We start from the raw sequence: 24087 nt of genomic DNA, 5'->3' as shown, positions 1-24087 counted from the left end.
AGGCCCGGAAGGTTTAAGCGGGTTCGCCAGATCGGGTAGTGCCGGCCGCTGGCCGGCATCCTCGACACGCTGGGGTTTCACCCGGCCCGCCAAAGTAGGGTAGAATGCCCACCCCGCCGAAAGGCTGGGGCAGTGCAATGGGCCGTTAGCTCAGTCGGTAGAGCAGAAGACTTTTAATCTTTTGGTCGAAGGTTCGAATCCTTCACGGCCCACCAATTGCATCAGCGACTTAGGCGTCCTTTTGGGCGCCTTTTTCTTTTGCTCCTGAAAACCCTACCGAACACTTCGGGAGAGATGCGGGTTTCACGACAGGCAAGCGATGATCGTATCTATCGCGCATGGCGACGCTCTTGTGCTCCCGACGTCCCTCAGGTTTTGAGTAGCACGGCGATTTGGAGTTCAATCCCCAACAAGCCGGAGATTGGACATGAAGAAGCGCTTTTCCGAAGAACAGATCGTCGGCTTCCCACGCGAGGCAGAGGCCGGCATGGCGGTGAGGGACCTGTGCCGTCGACATGGCTTCAGCGAGGCCTCGTACCAACTGTGGCGCAGCAAGTTCGGTGGCATGAGCGTGCCCGACGCCAAGCGGTTGAAGGACCTGGAAGCCGAGAACGTCCGGCTGAAGAAGTTGCTGGCCGAGCAGCTGTTCGAGAACGATCTGATCAAGGACGCGCTGCGAAAAAGTAGCGGACGCGCCGGTGCGGCGTGCGCTGGTGCGGCAGTGGATGCAGCGCGGGGCAAGCGAGCGCCGTGCCCTGGCGATCATCGGGATGAGTGCCAGCGCGCTGCGCTATGTCCGGCGCGAGGATCGCAACGTTGAATTGAGCGAGCGCATCCTGGCCTTGGCGTATCGGCACAAGCGCTACGGCGTCGGAATGATCTACCTGAAGCTGCCGCAGGAAGGACGCATCGTGAACTACAAGCGCGTGGAATGGCTGTATCAGGCGCAGCAGCTGCAGGTCAGGCGGCGCAAGCGCAAAAAGGTGGCGGTCGGCGCGCGGCAGCCACTGCTGCGCCCGGCCCGGCCCGGCCCAACCATGTGTGGTCGATGAACTTCGTGTTCGACCGTACGGCCGAAGGCCGGGTCATCAAGTGCTTGGTGATCGTCGATGACGCCACATACGAAGTCGTGGCAATCGAGGTGGAACGTGCGATTTCCGGGCACGGCGTCTCGCGTGTGCTGGACCAGCTGGCCTCGCTGCGCGGCTTGCCGCAGGTGATCGGTACCGACAACGGCAAGGAGTTGTGCGGCAAGGTGACGGTGAGCTGGGCACACGCACGTGGCGTGAAGCTTCGCCTGATCCAGCCCGGCAAGCCGAACCAGAACGCCTATGTGAAATCGTTCAACGGTCGCCTGCACGAGGAATGCCTCAACGAGCACTGGTTCCCAACGCTGCTACACGCCCGCACCTAGATCGAGCGATGGCGCCGAGAATACAACGAGGAACGCCCCAAGGACGCCATCGGCGGCATGACACCGGCCGCCTACGCCAAACATCTGGCCAACATCGATATCATCAACCCCGGACTCTAAACCCGACCACTACTCACGGCGGGGGGGGGGGGGGCGTCGCCCGGCGATCGAATTATTCACGCCAATTTCGGTACAGGCTCAGGACGAATACCCGCCTTACGCCGGAGGCGTCTTACTCATCCAACTGAACTTGAGCGGCGATCTGATGCGCAAGTACCAACTTCTTAAAGGTAAGCGCGTCAATATGACTGGAACGCTTTACCATTCGCGTACTGGGCGGCACCAGACGCCTGTATTGATTACTGCCACCGGTATTGCTGAGTCGGAATAAGGGCTGGACCGGGCGCGTTCACTCAAGCAATTAAAAATCGATCTCAGATATCCGGCTGAGCATGCTGGCTTTGCATCCTCTGCCGGACGTTTCGTTGGAGCGACTAACCGCCTGCCTCCAGCCCTAATGCGCTGACTGCGCCCCAGGGCATCGCGGAGACTCCCTTGCGGCTTCCGTCTTTCAGGCTTGCCTTAGCGACAATGCCGTATCCATTGTCTCCGAAGAAGATAGCGGCACCGCTATCTCCAAATCCGCACGCCAGCGATGATCCTTCGATGCGTATCCAAGCGTCCGCGCATGGAAGGTTTCCGGTTGGACCGCATGCGAGCTCGGGCCTGTGCTTGATGCTCACGACAGTTCCGCAGGTGTATTGGCTGGTGACGCCTCCTGAAGCACATGCTCTGGCCTTGAGTAGCGTTGGTCCACATGTACATGATGCGGCGCCTACTGTAATCCGAAGTTGAGGTGGCATACACCTCCCTGAGCGGTGTGTGTGACCCCACCGTATGCCACTGAACGTCGTGGCTCGCATCATTGATCTGGTCCACGAACGTCAGCGGCACGGTGTACTTCCCTGCGCCGGTTGCGTAGCTTCCATAGATCAGATTGTCGGGGCAATGCGCCGCAGTGGTGATACCCCTTCGTCCAGTGGCCTTATGAATAACCGGAAATCCTGAGGTGCAGTAGCTATTGTTGGATTGGAGGGGGCGCCGCCAACAACATACTCCGCGTTGACTGACTTCGGCATGTTGGGGTGGACTTCAATCTTGAGACCGGTGACTCTTTCAAGCTTCTTGATTGTATCCTTCAACTCTTCTGCTTGGCGGCTGTCGCCGTTTATGTCAATCAGCACCCGTTCTTCGCCTGGGAAACCAGTCGTCCCCGTGATGCCTGGTATGGCGCTGTGAAGAAGAGGTCTGTGCTTAGCAAGGAGCGCGTAAAACTCGTCCTGGGTATACTTGTGACCAACCTCGAACACCACGCGGGTCGTCCCGCTCTCGGTGTTGATCGTTCGATCCGCGACTGGATCTGGCCCCTTGAGCTGCACCAGGATGTGTTGATCTGGCGCGTCTTTGATCGACAGTTCCGTCAGACGATCTGCGAACTCGATACGCAACGCTTCACTATCCGACATCACCTCACCTTGAACCGCTAGGCGCGTGATTGCTTCGTCTATCGAGACTGAGGGGTGTTCACTCATATAGCTGTGAACCTGAATCTGCATCTCCTTGCCTTCCTGCGTGTCAGCGTTTGGCACTTGTGCTAAGGCGCAGGTGGATACAAGAAGTGCTGCGGAGCATCCTAGAACCTTCCTTTTCATGCGACATCTCCAGAGTTTGTAACAAATCATGGAGGCTTTCACGCTTCTCGATGCGCGAGCCTAGCACTGTCTCCCCTCGGGCACCAAGACCTGACTCACAAGTTTCAGTAGAATGATCGTGCGCCTGATCCATGATCTGTTGGGGGTATTCGTTCTCGCATACTTAAATGAGCTGAAGCACTTCATGGATCAGACGATTGGTTCCTAGCCTGAGAATTTCGTACACACCCAGCTGCTCCTGCTGCGCGCAAAACAACTCAATCATCCGTTCCACTTCATTCCGAATGTATGAGTTGTACTTCCTGATAGCGTCCAATTGAATGAAGTCGTCGGCACGTAAGTTGTCGATCGTGGCGACATCTATAACGGCATCTGAGCCCCCAGGTATAATTTCGACGGTCTTGCGCGCCATTGGCTGTGTTCCAGTGTGAGTTTGATAATTCCGCAGCATCCGCATGAAATGAAGAAGTGGACTTGTGCTGTTCGTCATCCGATAGGCGTGTCCCGCGTTCTTCATGGCCTCTTCTATGCCCACGAATTCGGTCGGTGCGGCACGGACATGCATCGCTACGTGGAGTTCGCCCGGCATCCCGTTGCGAATTGGGATATCTGAGCCACCCGAGAGATGGAGCATGTAAAGGCCCGATGTCGCCCTCTCATGGAGCCGGGGCACTTTTTTTCAGTGCGCTTGGCGGTGGTCGCAAGAATTATCGCCCTCAACAATGTCCGGATAGTCGTTGAAATCCAGTTGAGCCTTCATGCGTCTATCGCCTTGACTACTTGCATGGTGATATTGACAACTCCCGGTTCGTCCAATAGTGAGCGGGGAAAATGAAGCGTGTGTGCGTTTGTGTGGGCTCGATAACGGCCAACCCTCTTCACCACGTCCAGCGGAATAAGCGCGGCGTATTCAACATTCAACTAGCTGTTGTAGACCATGGCTGCGAGGTGGTCGAATGGATCAGACGCCAAGTTCCGCAACGCGCTCAACTGTGTGCTGCGGTTGATTGCGGTTAGTTGCCTGCCTTTGATCTGATACCGCGTCCCGTCCTGGCCAACTGCATCAAAACCGGCCTGGGAGCCCACGGCCAATTTTGCGTTGAGGGCACGCGCCACCAATGTTTCCGTGTGGTCCGCCACGGGATTGTTTGATGAGCGCACGACGCCTCTTTGTCGAAGCGCTTCCATGGCTAGACAATGGAGGCCCAGCAGCTGCCGATCCGTCAATTCATCCGTGTCCACCATGCCCGTCCTGTCTAGATCGTCATCATATCCGCCTGAGCGTGGCTTCCACCCATTGACCCGCTAGACTGGGCTACTAACGAAAGGGGTTCTATGGCTGGTATCGTGGGGGGCGTCGTTCTGCTGCTTGTTCTCGCAGTGCTGTTCAACATTGCGTCATCCAGAGAGAAAGTGATCCGTGAGCTGCGTGAGCAGTCGGCCCAGCTGGGCAGGGACATCGCAGCACTGCGACAGGTGGTGGACGCGGTTGCTGATCGTGTGCTCCTGAGTCGCGAGCAACGACGGGTGAAATGGTGTGACGAACTGCCGCCGTTTGCGTTAGACGACTTCAAGGCTCTGAGCGCCGGTTCCGAGCGCGAGTTGATCATGGCTTGTGGTGGCGGTGACGACGCCGAGGTCATGGGTTTGCACTATTGGCACGAGCGGCTTGAGTTTCGCACCGATGGCGAAAAGGACGCGGTTGCCTACGGCGTTGCTCGCCCTTGGGCAACGATCGAGGATCGTCCGGTGAAGATCTATCTCAATCAGTACGCGCTCACATCAAAAATTGTCGGCTTGGATCAGGACGGTTTCGTCAAGCTCGCCCCCTATAAGGCACGGTTGCCCGAGTGAGAGGATTTGCTTCCGCATCGCCTTGAAAGGGCTCTTCCATGCAGCGGGCAGTAGCCGCGCCAGTCAACACCGATTTTAGGTTGCAACAGGCCCTGCATTGCAGGGCTTTTTGCTTTTACGCGGCCTGTTCAAACGTGTGTTCGTAGTGGGGGCGCTGCGGATCGTCCATCGCCATTTGCAGCTCATCCATATGGTTAGGGTCGGGAGTTGAGCCAGGTGTCCAACCATTCGCTCTTGAGGTTGATGACGGTGCGATCGTGGCCCACCTCAGCCACTTCCGGCACTGGGTAATCGGTCACCGCGGGGGGGGGGGCGTCGGGACGTCGCCAAGATTCTGGAATGGCAGGAGAGGGTCCGGGGCAACCGGCTGGCCAAGGCCGACCAGGATCCGTCATTCGGGGGGATGGGGTAGGCCTTGTTGAGGCAACTGGAGGGGGAGGAAATCCGTTCCGCAAAATTCCTGCGCCCGTTGTGGCTCAAGGCTTACAAGCGCCCGCTTTAAAGATTGAAGTGGAACGAGTGGCGGCGTAACCAATTGAAAGTAATGAAATTACCCAGTTACTCTTAATCTTTTGGTCGAAGGTTCGAATCCTTCGCGGCCCACCATTGCATCCCATGACCCAGGTCATTCAGAAAGGCATCGCAATGCGGTGCCTTCTTTGTTGCCTGGTCCAGGGCCTCTACTTCGTCCGCATTCCCTTGGCTTTCGCGGCCGCCGCGTCGGCAGCTTCTTGTGCAGCCGTCGCTGCCGCATTCGCGGAACGCACGGCTTCCGCTTGAGCCGCGTCAAAGTCAGCCCGGCGCTGCGCGCTGATCCGGCGTTCCAGTTCTGAATATGCGACGTAGCTCTCCGGATGCTTCGCGACGCAGGCCTGCTGCAGCAGCGGGATCGCGTGGTCGGACAATCCCGGTTGGAGGTGGGCGAGCAGGCAGTCCGCATATGCTGCGGATGCTGGCGGAGTGCTGCTGGCCTGAGGTGAGGCGGCGGCAAGGGCGGTGGCGATCAATACACTCAACATGGGAACCTCCTTGTGGATATGAGCGTGGCGGTGACCAGTCCGTGAGCCATGGTGCGCGTTGCATGACCATCACCGACTCCATGGTGCTCCAGTTCCGGTCGATCGGCAAAGTGCCGCGAACGACAGTGCCTCCGGCGGTCTATGCTCAGCGCTTTCCCAATATGGTCCGCCCCATGCGTCTGATCGTGCTGTCGCTGTTGTTGTCCGCTGTCTCCGCCGCGCCGCTGATGGCTGCAGAAACCGCGCCGCCCGCTGCCGCCTCGCCTTTGGCCATCGGCGAGACCTTCACCATCGGGTCGAAGGCGCTGGGCGAAACCCGCCGCATCAATGTTTACCGCCCGCAGCCGTGGGGCCTGGATCCGAAGGCGCCGCTGCCGGTGCTGTACATGGCCGATGGCGGCATCGGTGAGGACTTCCTGCATGTGGCCGGGCTGGTGCAGGTGCTGAGCGGCAACGGCAGCATGCGTCCGTTCCTGCTGGTTGGCATCGAGAACACCGAGCGCCGCCGCGACATGACCGGCCCCAGCAACGACCCGCAGGACCGGAAGATCGCGCCGCGCATTGGTGGTTCGGCGGCCTACCGCGCGTTCCTGCGCGAAGAGCTGATGCCGCAGGTGCGCCAGCGCTACCCGACTACCGACGAACGCGCGTTGATCGGCGAATCGCTGGCCGGCCTGTTCGTGGTCGAAACGCTGCTGCAGGAACCGACACTGTTCAACAGCTATATCGCGCTGGACCCCAGCCTGTGGTGGAACCGTGGTGCAATGCTGGCCGGGGCGGCCAAGCAGCTGCCGGCGGTGACGCGTGCGCAGCCGCGCGTATTCCTGGCCAGCAGTGGGCAGCCGGAGCTGGCCGCATCCACTGCACGACTGGCCGAGTTGCTGCAGCAGGCTTCGCCGTCGCCGCTGGTGAAGTACCTGCCGTTGCCGGAAGAAGCCCACGCTACGATCTATCATCCGGCCGCATTGCAGGCGCTGCGCACACTGTTCCCGGCGCCGCCGGCCTCGCCTTGACCGCGCTGGCAGCGGGTTGCGCACCATGCAAGGATGCGGCAGCGGCGCCATCCGGTGCGCCGCCCGCAATGGGAGCGTGTGGATGCAGCGTGTGCGTGGATGGAGTGTGGCGGCTTGCCTGGCCGTGAGTGGCTGTGCGATGTCGGTGGCGCCGCCGGCAGCGCAGAGTGAAGCGAAGGAGAGCCCGGCCGCCGCTGTGTCGGGCGTGGTGCTGCCGGATACCGAAGCGCTGCGCGTGCACGATCCGATCGGCCGCGATTATTCGGTCTGGGTAGCACTGCCGGCTGACTACGCGGCGCATCCGGAGAAGCGCTATCCGGTGCTGTACGTGACCGATGCGCTGTACAGCTTCCCGCTGGTGCGCAGCGTGCGCAACCTGGTGGGCCAGAAGGGTGTCAACCTGGAGGATTTCATCCTGGTCGGGCTGCCGCCGCAGGAAGGGCTGACCTCCAAGCAGAGCCGCTCGCGCGACTATACGCCCAGCGATCCGGCGCGTACCGATCCGCGTGATTACAGCGATGACGTGAGCTACGGTGGCGCGGCGCACTATCGCGATTTCCTCGCCGAGCGGGTGCTGCCGATGATCGATGCGCGCTACCGCACTGATCCGGCGCGGCGCGCCTATGCGGGTCATTCCTATGGTGGCCTGTTCGGCGCCTATGTGCTGACCACGCGCCCGGACATGTTCCGCACCTACATCCTCTCCAGCCCATCACTGTGGTTCGACGACCATCGGGTGCCGCGCATGCAGGCCGAGGCCAAGGCGCCGGCGCAGCCGACCACGGTGGTGCTGTCGGTGGGCAGCTTTGAAACGGTCAAGCCCGAACCGCGTTATTTCACCCGCAACGACATGCTGCGCCACAACGCAGAATTCGCCGAGCAGCTGCGCAGCAGCGGGCGATCGTTGAAGGTGGAGAACATGGTGATCGATGACGAGGATCACTTCACGGTCTACCCGGACATGATCACCCGCGCACTGCTGAAGGTGTTCCCGGGTAGCGGGCCGTACAGCAGCGGTTGATCGCAGGTTCAATCCACGCATGGCGTGGATCTACCGGGGTTGTTGACGTGGATCCACGCCGACGAGAAACGGAATCAGTAGATCCACGCCATGCGTGGATGATCCCCTCAGGCCGCGCTGGCCTGCGGCGGCGGCATCAGCGCGGCATCCGCTGCGTGCCGGAAGCACAGGCGGATGGCATCGAGCAGCTCGCTCATGCTGTATGGCTTGGGCAGGAAGTGGATGCCGGCGCGCAGCTGCGGCAGCACGCGATGCTGATCCATGCCGGAGGTGACCAGGATCGGCAGCTGCGGCAGGTGCTCGCGCACGCGGTTGGCGGTTTCGATGCCGCTGATGCCGCCCAGGCAGACGTCGGTGAACAGCAGGTCGAACGGTTCACCGGCGTTGAGCAGGCCCAGCGCGGCCTCGGCGCTGCTGACAGCGGTGACCTGGCAGGCCTGGCTTTCCAGGGCGAGACGGCTCAGTTCCTGGGTTTCCTCGGCGTCCTCGATGAGCAGGACGCGCGGTTCCACAAAGCGCTTGGACAGCAACATGACGCGGCAACTCCGGACAACAGGGGGAGCAAAAGGCGCGCAAGTATGCGCAAGCCGGTAGTGATCCCGGCGTGCACGGCAAGCTAAGTGGGCGTTACAACCGCGTCTGGCGCCGGCGATGCACGTGCCAGGCCAGGATCGCGACCGCGAGCAGGGCGGTGCCGATGCGCAGGCCGGTGGCCTGCCAGCCCAGTGCAACGGCGTCATCAAGGCTGAACACGTTCCAGGCCAGGTTCATCGACACGTGCAGGACCAGGCCGCACCACAAGGTGTCACCGTCGAGGTGGTCGAGCCAGGCGAAGATGAAGCCGCCCAGGGCGATCACCGCGCCGACGAACAGCGCGAGGCCGCCGCCGTCGAACCCGCCGAAACCCAGCCAGTGCACCCAGCCGAACAACAGCGCCTGCGGCAGTGCGAGCCATGGCCAGGGGGCGCGCACGATCTTCACCAGCAGCACGAAGCCGAGGCCGCGGAACAGCACTTCCTCGGCCAGTGGGAACAGCACTGCCAGCATCGTGGCGTCCAACGCGGTCAGCGCGGTGTTCGGTGAACCGAGCACCGCCAGGCCCAGCCAGCAGGGCAGGCTGGCCAGCAGTACCCAGAACGGGCCGCCCCAGCCGTTGCCGCGCAGCCCCAGGCTGGTCATCAGGCCCATCCCGCGTGGCCGCAGCAGCGCGGCCAGCAGGAGTGCCACGAGCACGGCCAGCGCGTTGTCGAGCAGGCTGCCGCCGTAAGCAATGGGCAAGGCGGGAATCGGCGTGCCTGCGGCGGCTGCGATGTCGCGCAGATTCAGGCCAACGCCGACGCCGAGCAGCACCAGCAGCAGGCGCGCGGCGCTGGGCAGGCGGGACAGGACGGTCATGCACGCACTCCCTGCGGAACCAGCATGCAGTGTGGAAGGGGCCGGGCACGCTGGCACGCGCCGGAAGTCCCTGTGCCATCGGTCATGTGTTGCCGCACAGTCATCACAGGGCAGGTACAGTCGTTACCAGACCGACAGGAGCAATGCCAATGCTGTGCCCCGTGTGCAAGACCCAGACCCTGCAGATGGCCGAACGCCATGGCATCGAGATCGACTATTGCCCTGGTTGCCGTGGTGTCTGGCTGGATCGTGGTGAACTGGACAAGATCATCGAGCGCGCGGGTGCGGGTAGTGCGGTACCGCCGCCCGCCCCGGCGCAGTCGCAGCCGGCCGCCGCGCCGCCGCCGGTGATGCATCGCGACACCCGTCATCTGGGCCAGCGCTACGAGGACAACCGGGGCCAGCAGTACAGCCACGGCTACAAGAAAAAGAAGAAGGACAGCTTCCTGTCGGAGTTGTTCGATTTCTAGTTTGTAGCGTCGAGCCATGCTCGACTGGATGTTGCAGGCCATAGTCGAGCACGGGTCGACGCTACATGGAGCGCGTGATCACGGCCGCCGCAGGATGAGCTCGCGGTCATGCGTGTCGCCGACGATGAAGTCGTACTCGCCGACCTTGCTGCACCCATAGCGCGCGTAGAAGCGCTGCGCGCCGAAGTTTTCTTCCCATACGCCCACCCACAGGGTGCGGCGCTGCGGCTGGTCCAGCCAGGCCATGAACGCGTCCATCATGCGTGCACCATGGCCGCCGTTCTGGTGTGCAGCCAGAATGTAGAACCGCTTCAGTTCGATGTCGCCCTCGCATGCATCCGTGTGCGGCAGGGTGTTGGCACCGGCGGCCAGATAGCCGACCACGGCATCACCGTCCATCAGCAGCCAGATCGCGCTGCGTGGGTCGGACAGTTCGATGCGCTGCGGTTCGCTGCTGTAGTGCGCCTGCAGGAAATCGTGCAGCTCCTGCGGCGGATAGGAATCGCCCCAGGTTTCGTTGTAGGTGGCAATTGCGATGGCCGACAGCGCGTCGACATCGGCAAGGGTGGCGCGGCGGATCTGCAACGACATGGCGGTGCCTGCATTGGACGTGGCGCAGTGTAGCCGGCCCCGGCGGCTGCCGGGGCTGGCCATTGCTCACGATCCGCTGCTCAGAACCACATGCGCACGCCGGCCACCCAGCGCGTGTCGCGCGCGTGGTCACCGGCATAGTCGGCGGTGTCGCCAAAACTGCGTTCGTGACTGATGCCGATGTAGGGCGCGAAGCGACGGCTGAACTCGTAGCGCAGGCGCAGGCCGGCCTCTACCTTGTTCAGGCCACGGCCGATGCCGTACTCCTGCTCGTCCTTGGCCGCAACGGTGGCTTCCAGCAGCGGCTGCAGGATCAATCGGTTGGTCAACAGCACGTCGTACTCGACCTCGGCCTTGGCCAGCACCTCGCCGCCGGAGCCCATGTACAGCGTGGCCGAGCTTTCGAACTTGTACGGCGCCAGACCCTGGATGCCGATGGCCGCCCATGTGCGCGAGTCGGACGGGCGGAAGTCCTGGCGCACGCCGACCAGCACGTCCCACCACGGCGACACGCTGCGACCATACAGTGCTTCCAGTGACGACGATTCGGTGCGGCCGCGGCTGCGTTCGCCATCGGTGCGCAGCCACAGGCGGTTGATGTTGCCGCCGATCCAGCCGGTGGCTTCCCAGGCCTGGCCGTTGCTGCTCTTGCCATCCCAATGCTCAAGCCGGTCGAACAGCAGCAGGCTGTTGATCTCCGGCGCGTGTTCCATCGCGCCATGCGCGATCGGCGGGAAGGCGGCGGCGCGGTCGGCATCAGTCGGGACCGGGATCGGTTCGCGCGGTTCGGTGGGTGCAGGCGTGCCGTGGCCCATCGCCTCGTGGTCCATCTGCGAATGGTCCATCGCCGCTGGCTGCATCGCGCCATGGTCCATCTTCGAGTGGTCCATCGTGGAGTGGTCCATGCCGGCGTGATCCGCCGCACCCATGTCCATCTCCGAATGATCCATCTTTGAATGATCGACCGTTTCGGCCGGGGTCTTCGCGCTCTTCGCAGGCACGTTCATCGCGCCCATGCCATGGCCGGCGTGCGACTGCGCGAACACCGGCATTGCAGCAGCCAGGCCCAGCGCCAGCAGGCTGGGGGAAAGCAGTGAGCGGCTCATTCTTCGATCCTCACTTCGCGCATCATGCCCGCTTCCATGTGGTACAGCAGATGGCAGTGATAGGCCCAGCGGCCGAGCGCGTCGGCGCGCACGCGGTAGCTGCGGCGTGTACCGGGTGGCATGTCGATGGTGTGCTTGCGCACCTGGAATTCGCCTTCTGCGTTTTCCAGATCGCTCCACACGCCGTGCAGATGGATCGGGTGCTGCATCATGGTGTCGTTGACCAGCACGATGCGCATGCGCTCGCCGTAGTTCAGCCGCAGCGGCTCGGCGCTGGCGAACGGGATGCCGTCGAACGACCAGGAGAATTTCTCCATGTGGCCGGTCAGGTGCAGCTCGACTTCACGACTGGGCTCGCGGCCATCGGGGTCTTCAAACAGGCTGCGCATCGCGCCGTAGGTCAGGACCTTGCGGCCGTTGTCGCGCAGGCCGATGCCGGGGTCGTCCAGCTTCGGTTCGGTAGCCGAACTCTGCATGTCCACCAGCGGGTTGTTGCGCTCGCTGGGCGGGTGCTTTGGCGCCTTGCTGGCGGCATCACCGCCGCCATGCGCACCGTGGCCCATGCTGGCGCCGCAGCCGCCTTCCATGCCCTTCATCGCGGTCATGTCGTGCCCGCCATGACCGCCACCGCCCATGTCATGCCCCATGTCGCTCATGGTCAGCAACGGGCGCGGGTCGCGTGCAGGGATCGGCGCCTGCAGGCCATGGCGTACCGCCAGCGTGCCGGCAGCGAAGCCGGTGCGGCCCATGTCCTGGCAGAAGATGGTAAACGCGTCCTGGCCGGTGGGCTCGACCAGCACATCGTAGGTTTCGGCGGGAGCGATGCGGAACTCATCGATGCTGACCGGATGGATGTACTGGCCATCGGCGGCGACCACGGTCATCTTCAGGCCGGGAATGCGCACATCGAAGTAGGTCATCGAGGCGCCATTGATGAAGCGCAGCAGTACCTTTTCCCCGCTGCGGAACAGCCCGGTCCAGTTGCCGGCTGGCGCCGTACCGTTCATCAGGTAGGTGTAGGTGTGCGCGTTGATGTCGGAGATGTCGGTGGGCGTCATGCGCATCCGGCCCCACATGCCGCGGTCGGACAGCGCGGCCGACCAGCCGTCACGCTTCGCATCGCGCAGGAAGTCGGGCAGGGTGCGCTTGTAGTAGTTGTCGTGCTCGGCAAGCTTCTTCATGCGGCGGAACAACGCACCCGGGTCCATGTCGGTCCAGTCGGACAGCAGGATCACGTGCTCGCGGTCGTGGTGGTAAGGCGCTGGCTCGGCCGGATCGATGATCAGTGCACCGTACAGGCCGGCCTGCTCCTGGAACATCGAATGGCTGTGGTACCAGTAGGTGCCCGACTGCTTCAGCTGGAAGTGGTAGTGGTAGGTGTCGCCGGGGCCGATGCCGTTGAAGCTCAGGCCGGGCACGCCGTCCATGTTGGCCGGCAGCAGGATGCCGTGCCAGTGGATCGAGGTCGGGTGGCGCTCCAGCGTGTTGCGCACGAACAGGTCCACGGTCTGGCCTTCGCGCCAGCGCAGGATCGGTGCCGGCAGCGATCCGTTGACGGTGATCGCCGGGCGGGTGCGCCCGGTGAAGTTGGCCAGCGATTCGCCGATGGCCAGTTCGATGCGGGTGTCGCTGAGCACGGCCGGGGCGCCGGCCAGGCGAGGCGTGGCGCGGGCGGCGGCAAGCGCGCGCTGCGGCACGCCGACAGCGGCGATGCCAGCGGCCACGCCGCCAGCAGCCAGGCCTTGCACGAACAGGCGGCGTGACGGCATGGGCACAGCGCCCGGACCGGGGGGAATGCGGTTATTCATGGTGGTGACTCCAGACACGTAAAGGCGCCGGCAGGGGGCCGGCTACGGTGCGCAGGGCGCACGATGCGTGTGGAATCAGCCGATGGGAGGGCGTGAGATGGGCGGCAGCGGCGGCGCCGGCCGGCCAGTGGCCGGCATCGGCTGCGGCGCCAGCGACAGTGCCGGGCTCGCCAGATACGGCAACGGCTGCACCACCAGCAGCGGGTGCTGGGCGCAACTGCGCACGCAGTCCTTGATCTGGCAGTGGGCGTCGTGGGCGGGGGCCTTGGCCTGCGGGGCCTCGTCGGCCTGCATGGCGGCGTGGTGGTGGCAGTCGGCATCGCCGCCATCAAGGGCGGCTACCGCGTGGGCCATCCGGCCCATTTCCTCGTGACCACTGGCCATGGCCGCGTTCAGCCCGTTGAGCAGCAGGCTGAGCATGAGCACGACACGGAGCAGGGTCGAGGCGAGGGACATGGCGCTAATCTAGCCGCAAGCGGCCGTGGATGCACCTCCGGCTGAATGGGCGGTTCAAGGTTGGACCTGCACCAGTGTAGAGCCGAGCCCACGCTCGGCTGCCGTTCACGCAGAAGCAGCCGAGCGTGGGCTCGGCTCTACAGGGGGACGAGCGCACGGTTGGCGATGGGGAGGCGCCTGGCCAGGCGCCCGGCGCTACCCTTCTTCGCGCACGATCTCGACCAGGCGCGGGCCGTAGCGGCTCAGCTTGGTGCCGCCGATGCCGCCGACCCGGGCCAGTTCATCCAGGCTGGTCGGGCGTTGCTCGGCGATGTTGCGCAGGGTGCTGTCGTGGAAGATCACGAAGGCCGGCACGTTCTGTTCGCGGGCCAGTTCGGCACGCAGGCCGCGCAGCGCGTTGAACAGGGCCAGATCCTGCGGCAGTACCGACAATCCGGTGCGTTGTGCGCTGCGCTCGCGTCCGCTGGTGCTGCTGGCCGGGTCGCGGCGCATGCTGATCTGGCGGCGGCCGGTCAACACGTCACGGCTGGCATCGGTCAGGCGCAGGCCGCCGTGGCCCTCGCTGTCCACTTCCAGCAGGCTGGCGGCCACCAGCTGGCGGAACACGCTGCGCCAGGTGCGCGCATCCAGGTCGCGGCCGATCGCATAGGTACTGAGCTTGTCGTGGCCCTGCTGTTTGACCTTCTCGTTCTCGCTGCCGCGCAGAATGTCGATCAGGTGGCCGACGCCGAAGCGCTGGCCACTGCGGTAGACACAGCTCAGCGCCTTCTGCGCCGGAATGGTCGCATCCCACGAGGCCGGCGGCGTCAGGCAGTTGTCGCAGTTGCCACACGGCTGGGGATAGGTCTCGCCGAAACCGGCCAGCAGCACCTGGCGGCGGCATTGCATGGATTCGCAGTAGCCCAGCAGGTGGTCGAGCTTGCCCCGTTCCAGCTGCTTGCGTTCTTCGCCCGCCTCGGATTGTTCGATCATCTGCTTGAGCAGGACCACGTCGCCCAGGCCGTAGCACAGCCAGGCTTCGGCAGCTTCGCCATCACGACCAGCGCGGCCGGTTTCCTGGTAGTAGCCTTCCATCGACTTGGGCAGGTCGGTATGCGCCACGAAGCGCACGTCCGGCTTGTCGATGCCCATGCCGAAGGCGATGGTGGCGCACATGACGATGCCGTCCTCGCGCAGGAAGCGGCGCTGGTTGTTCGCGCGCACTTCCGGCGGCAGGCCGGCGTGGTAGGGCAGGGCGTTGAAGCCCTGGCCGCACAGGAATTCAGCGGTCTCCTCGACCTTGCGCCGCGACATGCAGTAGACGATGCCGGCCTCGCCACGGTGGCCGCGCAGGAAATCGGTCAGCTGCTTGCGGGCGTTGTCCTTCTGCACCACGGTGTAGCGGATGTTGGGGCGGTCGAAGGAGCTAACGAAGTGGCGCGCTTCCTGCAGATCCAGACGCTCGGCGATCTCGCGCTGGGTCGGCGGGTCGGCGGTGGCGGTGAGCGCGATCCGCGGAATCTGCGGCCAGCGCTCGTGCAGCACGGTCAGCTGGCGGTATTCCGGGCGGAAGTCGTGGCCCCACTGCGACACGCAGTGGGCTTCGTCGATGGCGAACAGGGCTATCTGACTGCGTGACAGCAGCGACAGGAAGCGGCCGGTCAGCAGCCGCTCGGGGGCGACATAGAGCATGTCCAGCTCGCCGGCCAGCAGCTCGCGTTCGACGCGGCCGGCGGCCTCGGCATCCAGGGTGGAATTCAGGTACTCGGCACGAACGCCGAGCTGGCGCAGGGCTTCGACCTGGTCCTGCATCAGCGCGATCAGTGGCGAGATGACGATGCCACATCCGTCACGCAGCAGGGCCGGCACCTGGTAGCACAGCGACTTGCCACCGCCGGTGGGCATCAGCACCAGGGCATCGTGACCGGCAGCGACATGCTCCACGATGTCCTGCTGCGGACCACGGAAATCGTCGTAACCAAAGACGCGTTGGAGCAGGTCGTGCGCGGGACGGGAAGGCATCCGGCTAGTTTACCTCCCGGAGGCGGCGGCAGGGCTGCGCCCTGCACCTGCTACAAGCCAGAGCAACGTCAAAGGCAACAGCCGGCTCTGGGGTGTCTTCTGGCTGGGCGGGGCGGTGTGGGCTTGCAGGACACGCCGTAAACCCGTCCTTGGGGGCTCGATGGCGCCATCCATGGCGCCAACGGTCCTGCAAGCCCACACCGCCCCGCCTTCGACGGTTTCCCGGTCACGGAGGGTCCATCCACGCCATGCGTGATGAAAACAGTCAGATATCGACAAACAAGATGGGGTCAGATCCGTTTTCCTGCGGAAAACGGATCTGACCCCAATGGCTTTGCTGGCAGATCGCGGAAAACCGTCGAAGGCGGGGTGGGTCCGGTTGCGGGGGCGTGAGCCGCATGGATGCGGCGACCGAGCCTACATGGACGTATTCACGGCGTCCCCCGCAACTGGACCCGCCCCGCCAACCCACGGATAGCCCGCTTTTGACGTTGACGTTGACGTTGACGTTGCAGTTGCCTCTGCGGGTGCAGGGCGCAGCCCTGCCGCCCCCGCCAACCCTTACTGCAACAGGGAACGCAGCATCCAAGCGTACTTCTCGTGGGTCTGCAGCCGCTGGGTCATCAGATCCTCGGTCGGCGCATCGTCCCCCTTGGCCGCCACCTCCAGCACTTCACGTGCCGTACGGCATACCGCTTCGTTGGCGACCACCAACTGGCGTACCATTTCACGCCAGTCCGCACTGTCGGTCAGGCCCGGTTCCTCGACGATCGAGGTCAGCGCAGCGAATTCCCGGTAGGAGCCCGGGGCATTGAAGCCCAGCGCGCGGATGCGCTCGGCCACATCGTCCAGTGCCGCCCACTGCTCGGTGTACTGCGTCTCGAACATGGTGTGCAGCGAGTTGAACATCGACCCGGTCACGTTCCAGTGGAAGTTGTGCGTCTTCAGGTAGAGCGTGAACGCATCGGCCTGGAAGCGCGACAGACCGTCGGCGATCTTCTTGCGGTCGCCCTGGGTGATCCCGATATCGATGTTCGGCGCCGACGGTGCCGCCGCCGCAAGCTTCTGCTTGCCGGTCTTGGCCTTGGTCGTGCTCTTGGTCTTCGCCATGGGGTTCCTCCTTGTGGAATCGTTGGCCTTCACAATAAACCGGTCGTGATGACTGGTCGCTTTCAAAGTTTTGAACGAACCGATTGATGAACTCTATCGATAAAAATCCATCGCCCCGCCTGCGCCAACAGCGCGCCGCCATCGACGGCGCCATGAGCCGCGACCGGGGCCGTTTGCTGGGGATGCTCTCGCGTTGCCAGGCCAAGCCACAGGATGCGGCACTGGCCGCCACCTTCGAGCAGGCCTTGCAGGCGTCGGTGCAGCGCCGGCAGGTGCGGGCGCAGCAGCAGCCGTCCATTACTCTGGACCCGCAGCTGCCGATTGCGCGTGAAGCCGACGCCATCATCGGGCTGATCCGCGACCACCAGGTCGTGGTGATCGCTGGTGAAACCGGTTCGGGCAAGACCACCCAGCTGCCGAAACTGTGCCTGGCCGCCGGCCGTGGCCAGGCCGGCATGATCGGCTGCACCCAGCCGCGACGGATTGCCGCACGTGCGGTAGCCAGCCGTGTCGCACAGGAACTGCAGAGTGAACTGGGCCAGCTGGTGGGCTACCAGGTGCGCTTCAACGACAAGGTCAGCGAAGACAGCCGCATCAAGTTCATGACCGACGGCATCCTGCTGGCGGAGATTGCCAGCGACCGCTGGTTGTCGAACTACGACACGATCATCGTCGACGAGGCGCACGAGCGCAGCCTCAACATCGACTTCCTGCTGGGCTACCTGAAGCAGCTGCTGCGCAAGCGCCCCGACCTGAAGCTGATCGTCACTTCGGCCACCATCGACACCGGACGCTTCGCCCAGCATTTCGACAATGCGCCGGTGATCAGCGTTGAGGGCCGCACCTACCCGGTGGAGGTGCGCTACCGCGCGCTGGAAGGCGAGGGTGAAGACCAGGGCGAACGTACCGTCAACGATGCCATCGTGTCGGCTGTCGACGAGATTACCCGCCTGGATGCACGCGGCGACGTGCTGATCTTCCTGCCGGGCGAGCGCGAGATCCGCGATGCGCACCAGTCGCTGGAACGGCGAAAGTACCGCAACACCGAGGTACTGCCACTGTATGCGCGGCTGTCCAACCAGGACCAGGACCGGGTGTTCAATCCCGGGCCGAACCGGCGCATCGTGCTGGCCACCAATGTGGCGGAAACCTCGCTGACGGTGCCGCGCATCCGTTACGTGGTCGATCCGGGCCTTGCCCGCGTCAAGCGCTACAGCCCGCGCAACAAGCTGGACCGCCTGCACATCGAGCCGATCTCGCAGGCCAGCGCCAACCAGCGCAAGGGGCGCTGCGGCCGTATCGCCGAGGGCATCTGTTACCGCCTGTATGCTGAGGCCGATTTCCAGGCGCGGCCGGAGTTCACCGATCCGGAAATCCGCCGCTCCAGCCTGGCCGGGGTGATCCTGCGCATGCTGCAGTTGGGCCTGGGCCGCATCGAGGAGTTCCCGTTCCTGGAAGCACCGGACGAGCGCGCGGTTGCCGATGGCTGGCAGCAGCTGACCGAACTGGGGGCGATCGATGCCGAACGGCGCCTGACCACCATCGGCAAGCAGATGGCGCGCCTGCCGGTGGACGTGAAGCTGGCGCGCATGCTGGTGGCCGCGCAGGCCGCCGGCTGCCTGCGGCCGATGCTGGTGATCGCCTCGTTCCTGGGCATCCAGGATCCGCGCGAACGCCCGCCCGAGGCGCGCGGTGCGGCCGACAGCGCGCATGCGCAGTTTGCCGACGGCCGATCCGAGTTCGTCGGCGTGCTGCGCCTGTGGGATGCCTACCGGCAGGCACATGAAGACCTGACCCAGTCCAAGCTGCGCGACTGGTGTGGCCGTCATTTCCTCGGTTTCCTGCGCATGCGCGAATGGCGCGAGCTGCACCGGCAGCTGCGCCTGCTGTGCGAGGAACTGGGCTGGAAGGAAGAGCCCAGCGAGGCATCGATGGCGCCGCTGCTGGCGGGCAGCACTGCACCGGCCCCGGCGCGCGATGACGCGGCGGCGGTGAAGGCGACCCGGGGCCAGCTGCACCGGGCTGCACGCCTGGCCCGCGAAGGCAAGGCGGAGGCCGCACCGCCGCCGGTGGCCGTGCGCGCGCAGAAGGAACAGGCGCCGGTTGGCGGCGGTTTCAGCGAACGTGTGCGTGCCGCTGCCTACCAGACCCTGCACCGGGCGCTGGTGGCGGGCCTGCCGACGCAGATCGGCCACCGCACCGAGAAGGGCGATTTCCAGGCGCCGCGCCAGCGCCGCTTCCTGCCGTTCCCCGGTTCGGCGCTGGCCAAGCGGCCACCGCCGTGGCTGCTGGTGGCCAACCTGCTGGATACGCAGAAGGTATGGGGCATGACCCTGGCCGCGATCGAGCCGGACTGGGTGATCGCCGAACTGCCGCACCTGCTGCTGCGCAAGCACTTCGACCCGCACTGGTCGCGCGCGCAGGGCCAGGTGCTGGCGTCTGAGCAGATCAGCCTGTTCGGCCTGGTGCTGGCACCGAAGAAACCGGTCCATTACGGCCGCATCGCGCCGGGCGAGGCGCATGACATCTTCGTGCGCCAGGCACTGGTGACCGGCGAGATCAATACCCGCGCCAGTTTCGTCGCCGACAACCAGAAGGTGCTGGAGGTCGCGCGCGAGGAAGAAGCCAAGCTGCGCCGCGCCGGCATCGTTGCCGACGAAGACTGGCAGGCACGCTGGTACCTGGACCGGGTGCCGCCGCAGATCCATTCGGCCTCCGGCCTGGATGCCTGGTGGAAGGGTCTTGCGCCGGAACAGCGCAAGACCCTGCACTGGTCGCTGGCCGACCTGTTGCCGGGCGAAGGCAGTGAGCAGGAGCGCTACCCGAAGTACCTCGCGCTGGGCCAGGCACGATTGCCGCTGCATTACCGCTTCGAGCCGGGTGCCGAGGATGACGGCGTAACCCTTGACGTACCGCTGCACCTGCTCAACGCATTGGATCCGGTGCAGCTGGGCTGGCTGGCGCCCGGCTTCGTTGCCGACAAGGCTGCGGCGCTGATTCGCAGCCTGCCCAAGGCGATGCGCCGCAACTACGTGCCGGCGCCGGACTTTGGTCGCGCGTTCTACGAGGCGTTCCCGCAACCCAGTGCCGATGCCATCACCGGCGAACTGGCGCGTTTCCTCTCACGCGCGACAGGCGCCACGGTGACCGCGCTCGATTTCGAGCCCGGCTCGATCGAACCGCACCTGCACATGAACCTGCGCCTGCGCGACGAGCAGGGCAGGGTGCTGGCCACCTCGCGCGACCTGGACGCATTGCGCGCGAAGTTCGGTGGGCGCGCGGGCGACGCCTTCGCTGCACGCGCCGGACGTGAAATGGCGGCTGATGGCCTGCGTACCTTCCCGGCCACGCCGATTCCGCTGCAGGTGCCCGGCGAAGCCGGCGTGCCGGCCTATCCGGCGCTGCTGGACGAGGGCGACAGCGTGGCGCTGCGCATCTTCGCTGATCGGCAGCAGGCGCAGGCGGCTCATCCGCTGGGTGTGCGCCGCCTGCTGGAGATCGCGCTGGCCGAGAAGATGAAGCAGGCACGCAAGCAGTTGCCGGTGGGTGCCAAGACGGGCCTGCTATATGCGGCGATCGAATCGCAGGAACGCCTTCGTGGCGATCTGGTCGATGCGGCGATGAACGCCGTACTGGCTGAAGGCCTGGAAGACATACGCGATGCGGCGGCCTTCGAGCAGCGCCGCGAGCATGCGGCCAAGGCGCTGTTCGGTGAGGCCATGTCGCGGCTGAAGCTGGCCGAGACCATCCTGGCGCTGGTGGCCGAACTGAAGCCGATGCTGGAAGCGCCGCTGATGGGCTGGGCGCGCGGCAACCTGGACGACATGGAGGCGCAGCTGGCCGGGCTGATCCATCCAGGCTTCCTGCGCGATACACCGGCCGACGCATTGGCGCAGTATCCGCGCTATCTGAAAGCGATGATCCTGCGTACCGAGCGCGCCAAGCGTGATCCGCCGCGCGATCAGGCGCGCATGCTGGAACTGCATCCGTTCCTGGAAGCGCTGGAAGTGGCTGACCAGCAGGGCCTGCGCGAGCACCCGCAATGGCAGGCGCTGCGCTGGGATCTGGAAGAGCTGCGGGTGTCGCTGTTCGCGCAGGAGCTGGGCGCGCGGACCGGCATCTCGGCGAAGAAGCTGGCGCAGCGGGTAGCCGCACTGCGCCAGGCGTGACTCCGATGATGTGATGACGTAGAGCCGAGCCCATGCTCGGCTGCTTTTTTGATGCCTCGTCATCTTCCCGTGCAGATCGCAGCCGAGCGTGGGCTCGGCTCTACACGATGGGCGTCGTTACTTGGTACGACGCACCTTCGGCTGGGTGTTCACACCGTCGACCTTCAGGTACCAGACGCCCATCACACCGGGCTTGATGCTGACGGCGGGCGACTGCCTGCGCACGCCTGCCAGGGTGGTTGCATCGATCTGCTCCCATTCCTGGCCGTTGTCCAGCACGTAGACGCGGCCCTTGCCGAACCCGCGGAACTCACCCTGCAGCACGCCGACGATCGGCTCACTGCTGCCGAAATCGAAGAAGCCGCGATTCTTCACGATCACTTCCTGGCGGCCTTCCTCGCGCGCCGATTCCCGTACCGCTGCAACTGCCTGGGTCGTGGCCGCCTCGACCTTGCCCTGCAGCCAGCGGTTGAGCGTGGCCAGTTCCTGCGCACTGAGCTTGTCCAGGCCAGCAGCCTTGAATTCGGCCGGTGACATCTGCTGCTGCAGGTCACCCTCTACCACGCGCTGGGCCAGCGCAGGCGCCGACAGGGACAGCAACAGTGCGGCACAAGCCAGCAGCCGTAGGCGGAAACGCGGGACGATCGGGGACATGTCGGGACTCTCCTGGGTTTGCCCGCGAGTGTAGCGGCATGTCTTCATGCCGGGGGATGGTGGCCACGGTCATTGTCCCTGAACGGCGCCGGCGCTAGTGTAGAGGCCTCTGTCTTGCCTGCTTGATGCTGTGAACCGCGCTTCCGTACCCGGCCTGGATGCCTTGTTGAACCGTCCCTCGGCAGCGGTGCTGCCTGCCCCGCTGCGCCAGGCCCTGCGCGAGCATTGGGAAGCGCCGGATTGCGACCACCAGATGCGTACCACCTGGTCGGTGCTGGGCGATACCCTCGATGCGCTGGCGATGCTCTCGGCCGACGAAGGCGCGGTGGTGGCAGCATTGCTGTTTGACCTGCCGGGCCTGCGTACCAGCCTGGACCAGCTGCCGCTTGGCAACCACAAGGCGGCGGTGATCGGCCTGCTCGACGGCCAGGATGCGGCCGACCCGGTGTGGGCACTGCACGCCGGCCGTGAGGCCGGACGCAACAGCGAGGGCCTGCGCCGGCTGCTGCTGGCGATCATCCGCGACCTGCGCGTGGTGCCGATCCTGCTGGCGCGCCAGCTCGCGAGGATGCGCGCGGCCGACAAGCTGGACGACGAGCAGCGCCGCGCGCTGGCCCAGCTGACCCGCGACATCCACGCGCCCCTGGCCAACCGCCTGGGCATCTGGCAGCTGAAGTGGGAGCTGGAGGACCTGGCGTTCCGCCACCTGGAGCCGGAGACCTACCGGCGCATTGCGCGGGAAGTCGACGAAACCCGCATCGCCCGCGAGCGCTACGTCGAGAATGTCAAGAAGGTGCTGTCGCGCGAGCTGGTTGCGCAGGGCATCAAGGCCGAGGTCAGTGGCCGCCCGAAGCACATCTACAGCATCTGGCGGAAGATGCAGAAGAAGCGGCTGGCGTTCGACCAGCTGTACGACATCCGTGCGGTGCGGGTAATGGTCGACGATGTCGCCGCCTGCTATGCCGCGCTGGGCGTGGTGCATGCACTGTGGGCACCGGTGCCGAGCGAGTTCGACGATTACATCGCCCGGCCCAAGGCCAACGACTATCGCTCGCTGCATACCGCCGTGGTTGGTCCGGAAGGGCGCACCATTGAAGTGCAGATCCGTACCCACGAGATGCATTCGCAGGCCGAGCTGGGCGTGGCCGCGCACTGGAAGTACAAGGAAGGCGGCAAGGGCGCGGAGAAGTCCTTCGACCGCAAGATCACCTGGATGCGCCAGCTGCTGGAGCAGGCCCAGGACGGGCAGGGCAACGAACTGGCCGGGGCGCTCGATGCCGAACTGACCGAGGACCGGGTCTATGCGCTGAGCCCGAAGGACGAGGTGCTGGACCTGCCGCAGGGCGCCACGCCGCTCGATTTCGCCTATCAGGTGCACACCATGGTTGGCCACCGCTGCCGTGGCGCGAAGGTCAATGGCCGCATCGTACCGCTGACTTACCGTCTGCGCAGTGGCGACCGGGTCGAGATACTGACCGGCAAGGAGGCCGACCCGCGCCGCGACTGGCTGATGCCGGCCAACGGCTTCCTGGCCAGCAACCGTTCGCGCGAGAAGGTGCGCAGCTGGTTCCACAAGCTGGACCGCGCGCGCAACGTGCAGGCCGGGCGCGAACTGCTCGAGCGCGAGCTGAAGCGCCTGGGGCTGCAGCACTCGGACCTGGCCATCGCGGCGAAGAAGTTCCATGCCGACAGCGTTGACGACCTCTACATCCAGGTGGCGCTGGGCGATACCGGGCCGAACCAGGTCAGCCGTGCCCTGCTGGAAGCCGAACGTGCAGCAAGCCAACCGGCGCCCGCGCCTAGCCTGCCGCGGCCGACCGCGCGCCGCGAGAACCTGGGCAAGTCCAAGTTCACCGTACAGGGCGTGGGCAACCTGCTGGTACAACTGGCGCGCTGCTGCCAGCCGGTGGCCGGCGAACCCATCGTCGGCTACCTGACCCGTAGCCGCGGTGTCACCGTGCATCGTGCAGACTGCGCTGCGCTGGCCCGTCTGGCGGCCACCAGCCCGCAGCGCATCCTGCCGGTGGAGTGGGGCCAGGCCGGGGGCGGCTACGAGGTGGACGTCGTGGTCGATGCGGTCGATCGCCGCTGGCTGCTGAAGGACATCACCAACCTGATCGCCCAGGAAGACGCCTACGTGCTGGACATCCATAGTGACAACGTGCGCAACAGTGGCCGTGCCCACCTGCGCCTGCGGCTGAAGGTGAGTGACTACGGCCAGCTGTCGACCCTGCTGGGCAAGCTGGACGCGCTGCCCGGCGTGAGCGAGGCGCGTCGCCTCGGCTGAGCTTCAC

At 64.8% G+C, this 24087-nt stretch carries 20 protein-coding genes, 1 tRNA gene and 1 pseudogene; 9 read left to right on the top strand and 13 right to left on the bottom strand.

What is annotated here, in order from left to right; all coding sequences use genetic code 11:
- Positions 1-139: 139 nt before the first annotated feature.
- The 3 genes and pseudogenes from G370_RS0107995 to G370_RS1000000122045 all read left to right on the top strand — a co-directional run bounded on the left by G370_RS0107995 (position 140) and on the right by G370_RS1000000122045 (position 1805).
- Positions 140-215 (top strand) — tRNA-Lys (locus G370_RS0107995).
- A gap of 212 nt (positions 216-427) precedes the next feature.
- Positions 428-1534: pseudogene (locus tag G370_RS01000000120760) on the top strand (IS3 family transposase).
- Positions 1535-1664: 130 nt separating this feature from the next.
- Positions 1665-1805: a DUF4431 domain-containing protein gene (locus G370_RS1000000122045; RefSeq protein ID WP_154081325.1), complete on the top strand. Its 141-nt coding sequence runs from the start codon at positions 1665-1667 to the stop codon at positions 1803-1805.
- 601 nt (positions 1806-2406) lie between these two features.
- On the opposite strand, the gene G370_RS0107980 is transcribed toward G370_RS1000000122045, so the two are convergent.
- From G370_RS0107980 to G370_RS1000000121730, 3 genes are all read right to left on the bottom strand, one after another.
- On the bottom strand, positions 2407-3126 hold the full coding sequence (locus G370_RS0107980) for a hypothetical protein (protein WP_154081324.1): 720 nt from the start codon (positions 3124-3126) through the stop codon (positions 2407-2409).
- Between the two features lie 163 nt (positions 3127-3289).
- Positions 3290-3760: a hypothetical protein gene (locus G370_RS1000000121590; protein WP_154081323.1), complete on the bottom strand. Its 471-nt coding sequence runs from the start codon at positions 3758-3760 to the stop codon at positions 3290-3292.
- Positions 3761-4047: 287 nt separating this feature from the next.
- On the bottom strand, positions 4048-4368 hold the full coding sequence (locus G370_RS1000000121730; protein ID WP_195670301.1) for a hypothetical protein: 321 nt from the start codon (positions 4366-4368) through the stop codon (positions 4048-4050).
- A 93-nt stretch (positions 4369-4461) separates the two neighbouring features.
- Here G370_RS1000000121730 and G370_RS0107965 point away from each other — a divergent pair, with 93 nt between their 5' ends.
- Positions 4462-4980, top strand: a complete 519-nt coding sequence (locus tag G370_RS0107965) for a hypothetical protein (RefSeq protein WP_019660118.1) — start codon at positions 4462-4464, stop codon at positions 4978-4980.
- Positions 4981-5660: 680 nt separating this feature from the next.
- On the opposite strand, the gene G370_RS0107960 is transcribed toward G370_RS0107965, so the two are convergent.
- Entirely contained in the window at positions 5661-5999 is a 339-nt protein-coding gene (locus G370_RS0107960) for a hypothetical protein (protein ID WP_005418498.1), read from the bottom strand.
- 173 nt (positions 6000-6172) lie between these two features.
- Here G370_RS0107960 and G370_RS0107955 point away from each other — a divergent pair, with 173 nt between their 5' ends.
- Positions 6173-7012 (top strand): alpha/beta hydrolase, encoded by an 840-nt coding sequence (locus tag G370_RS0107955; protein WP_026347037.1) that lies wholly within the window; start codon positions 6173-6175, stop codon positions 7010-7012.
- An 82-nt stretch (positions 7013-7094) separates the two neighbouring features.
- A complete protein-coding gene (locus G370_RS0107950) occupies positions 7095-8033 on the top strand; it encodes an alpha/beta hydrolase-fold protein (protein WP_019660116.1) in 939 nt (312 codons plus the stop codon).
- Between the two features lie 107 nt (positions 8034-8140).
- On the opposite strand, the gene G370_RS0107945 is transcribed toward G370_RS0107950, so the two are convergent.
- Both G370_RS0107945 and G370_RS0107940 read right to left on the bottom strand, forming a co-directional pair.
- Positions 8141-8566: a response regulator gene (locus tag G370_RS0107945; protein ID WP_010481704.1), complete on the bottom strand. Its 426-nt coding sequence runs from the start codon at positions 8564-8566 to the stop codon at positions 8141-8143.
- 94 nt (positions 8567-8660) lie between these two features.
- On the bottom strand, positions 8661-9428 hold the full coding sequence (locus tag G370_RS0107940; protein ID WP_019660115.1) for a CPBP family glutamic-type intramembrane protease: 768 nt from the start codon (positions 9426-9428) through the stop codon (positions 8661-8663).
- A 149-nt stretch (positions 9429-9577) separates the two neighbouring features.
- Here G370_RS0107940 and G370_RS0107935 point away from each other — a divergent pair, with 149 nt between their 5' ends.
- Positions 9578-9898 carry a TFIIB-type zinc ribbon-containing protein gene (locus G370_RS0107935; protein WP_010481706.1) on the top strand — a complete coding sequence of 107 codons (321 nt, stop codon included), beginning with the start codon at positions 9578-9580 and terminating at the stop codon, positions 9896-9898.
- Positions 9899-9976: 78 nt separating this feature from the next.
- On the opposite strand, the gene G370_RS0107930 is transcribed toward G370_RS0107935, so the two are convergent.
- From G370_RS0107930 to G370_RS0107905, 6 genes are all read right to left on the bottom strand, one after another.
- Positions 9977-10489, bottom strand: a complete 513-nt coding sequence (locus tag G370_RS0107930; protein ID WP_019660114.1) for a GNAT family N-acetyltransferase — start codon at positions 10487-10489, stop codon at positions 9977-9979.
- Positions 10490-10569: 80 nt separating this feature from the next.
- Positions 10570-11595 (bottom strand): copper resistance protein B, encoded by a 1026-nt coding sequence (locus G370_RS0107925; protein ID WP_019660113.1) that lies wholly within the window; start codon positions 11593-11595, stop codon positions 10570-10572.
- Positions 11592-13403 (bottom strand): copper resistance system multicopper oxidase, encoded by a 1812-nt coding sequence (locus G370_RS0107920; RefSeq protein WP_019660112.1) that lies wholly within the window; start codon positions 13401-13403, stop codon positions 11592-11594. Before G370_RS0107920 ends, G370_RS0107925 begins: the two co-directional genes overlap by 4 nt.
- A 75-nt stretch (positions 13404-13478) precedes the next feature.
- On the bottom strand, positions 13479-13859 hold the full coding sequence (locus G370_RS0107915; protein ID WP_019660111.1) for a CopL family metal-binding regulatory protein: 381 nt from the start codon (positions 13857-13859) through the stop codon (positions 13479-13481).
- A gap of 195 nt (positions 13860-14054) precedes the next feature.
- Positions 14055-15860 carry a DNA helicase RecQ gene (gene recQ, locus G370_RS0107910; protein ID WP_019660110.1) on the bottom strand — a complete coding sequence of 602 codons (1806 nt, stop codon included), beginning with the start codon at positions 15858-15860 and terminating at the stop codon, positions 14055-14057.
- A 561-nt stretch (positions 15861-16421) separates the two neighbouring features.
- Positions 16422-16970, bottom strand: a complete 549-nt coding sequence (locus G370_RS0107905; protein ID WP_019660109.1) for a Dps family protein — start codon at positions 16968-16970, stop codon at positions 16422-16424.
- 86 nt (positions 16971-17056) lie between these two features.
- Between G370_RS0107905 and hrpA the strand changes: the two genes are divergently transcribed.
- Positions 17057-21139 (top strand): ATP-dependent RNA helicase HrpA, encoded by a 4083-nt coding sequence (hrpA, locus tag G370_RS0107900; protein WP_019660108.1) that lies wholly within the window; start codon positions 17057-17059, stop codon positions 21137-21139.
- A gap of 117 nt (positions 21140-21256) precedes the next feature.
- Here hrpA and G370_RS0107895 read toward each other — a convergent pair whose 3' ends face one another.
- Positions 21257-21793 (bottom strand): hypothetical protein, encoded by a 537-nt coding sequence (locus tag G370_RS0107895; protein ID WP_019660107.1) that lies wholly within the window; start codon positions 21791-21793, stop codon positions 21257-21259.
- 130 nt (positions 21794-21923) lie between these two features.
- Between G370_RS0107895 and G370_RS0107890 the strand changes: the two genes are divergently transcribed.
- A complete protein-coding gene (locus G370_RS0107890) occupies positions 21924-24080 on the top strand; it encodes a RelA/SpoT family protein (protein WP_019660106.1) in 2157 nt (718 codons plus the stop codon).
- The last annotated feature ends 7 nt before the right edge of the window (positions 24081-24087 follow it).

The sequence above is a fragment of the Stenotrophomonas hibiscicola ATCC 19867 genome, assembly GCF_000382065.1.
Lineage (GTDB): Bacteria > Pseudomonadota > Gammaproteobacteria > Xanthomonadales > Xanthomonadaceae > Stenotrophomonas > Stenotrophomonas hibiscicola.
The sequence above is the reverse complement of the archived record's forward strand: the minus strand, read 5'-3'. Positions and strand labels throughout refer to the sequence as shown.

Excerpts from the sequence above, each read along its gene's own strand:
- G370_RS0107980 (WP_154081324.1), bottom strand. The coding sequence starts at position 3,126 with ATGAAAAGGAAGGTTCTAGGATGCTCCGCAGCACTTCTTGTATCCACC.
- G370_RS1000000121590 (WP_154081323.1), bottom strand. The coding sequence starts at position 3,760 with ATGCTCCATCTCTCGGGTGGCTCAGATATCCCAATTCGCAACGGGATG.
- G370_RS0107965 (WP_019660118.1), top strand. The coding sequence starts at position 4,462 with ATGGCTGGTATCGTGGGGGGCGTCGTTCTGCTGCTTGTTCTCGCAGTG.
- G370_RS0107960 (WP_005418498.1), bottom strand. The coding sequence starts at position 5,999 with ATGTTGAGTGTATTGATCGCCACCGCCCTTGCCGCCGCCTCACCTCAG.
- G370_RS0107955 (WP_026347037.1), top strand. The coding sequence starts at position 6,173 with ATGCGTCTGATCGTGCTGTCGCTGTTGTTGTCCGCTGTCTCCGCCGCG.
- G370_RS0107950 (WP_019660116.1), top strand. The coding sequence starts at position 7,095 with ATGCAGCGTGTGCGTGGATGGAGTGTGGCGGCTTGCCTGGCCGTGAGT.
- G370_RS0107945 (WP_010481704.1), bottom strand. The coding sequence starts at position 8,566 with ATGTTGCTGTCCAAGCGCTTTGTGGAACCGCGCGTCCTGCTCATCGAG.
- G370_RS0107940 (WP_019660115.1), bottom strand. The coding sequence starts at position 9,428 with ATGACCGTCCTGTCCCGCCTGCCCAGCGCCGCGCGCCTGCTGCTGGTG.
- G370_RS0107935 (WP_010481706.1), top strand. The coding sequence starts at position 9,578 with ATGCTGTGCCCCGTGTGCAAGACCCAGACCCTGCAGATGGCCGAACGC.
- G370_RS0107930 (WP_019660114.1), bottom strand. The coding sequence starts at position 10,489 with ATGTCGTTGCAGATCCGCCGCGCCACCCTTGCCGATGTCGACGCGCTG.
- G370_RS0107925 (WP_019660113.1), bottom strand. The coding sequence starts at position 11,595 with ATGAGCCGCTCACTGCTTTCCCCCAGCCTGCTGGCGCTGGGCCTGGCT.
- G370_RS0107920 (WP_019660112.1), bottom strand. The coding sequence starts at position 13,403 with ATGAATAACCGCATTCCCCCCGGTCCGGGCGCTGTGCCCATGCCGTCA.
- G370_RS0107915 (WP_019660111.1), bottom strand. The coding sequence starts at position 13,859 with ATGTCCCTCGCCTCGACCCTGCTCCGTGTCGTGCTCATGCTCAGCCTG.
- recQ (WP_019660110.1), bottom strand. The coding sequence starts at position 15,860 with ATGCCTTCCCGTCCCGCGCACGACCTGCTCCAACGCGTCTTTGGTTAC.
- G370_RS0107905 (WP_019660109.1), bottom strand. The coding sequence starts at position 16,970 with ATGGCGAAGACCAAGAGCACGACCAAGGCCAAGACCGGCAAGCAGAAG.
- hrpA (WP_019660108.1), top strand. The coding sequence starts at position 17,057 with ATGAACTCTATCGATAAAAATCCATCGCCCCGCCTGCGCCAACAGCGC.
- G370_RS0107895 (WP_019660107.1), bottom strand. The coding sequence starts at position 21,793 with ATGTCCCCGATCGTCCCGCGTTTCCGCCTACGGCTGCTGGCTTGTGCC.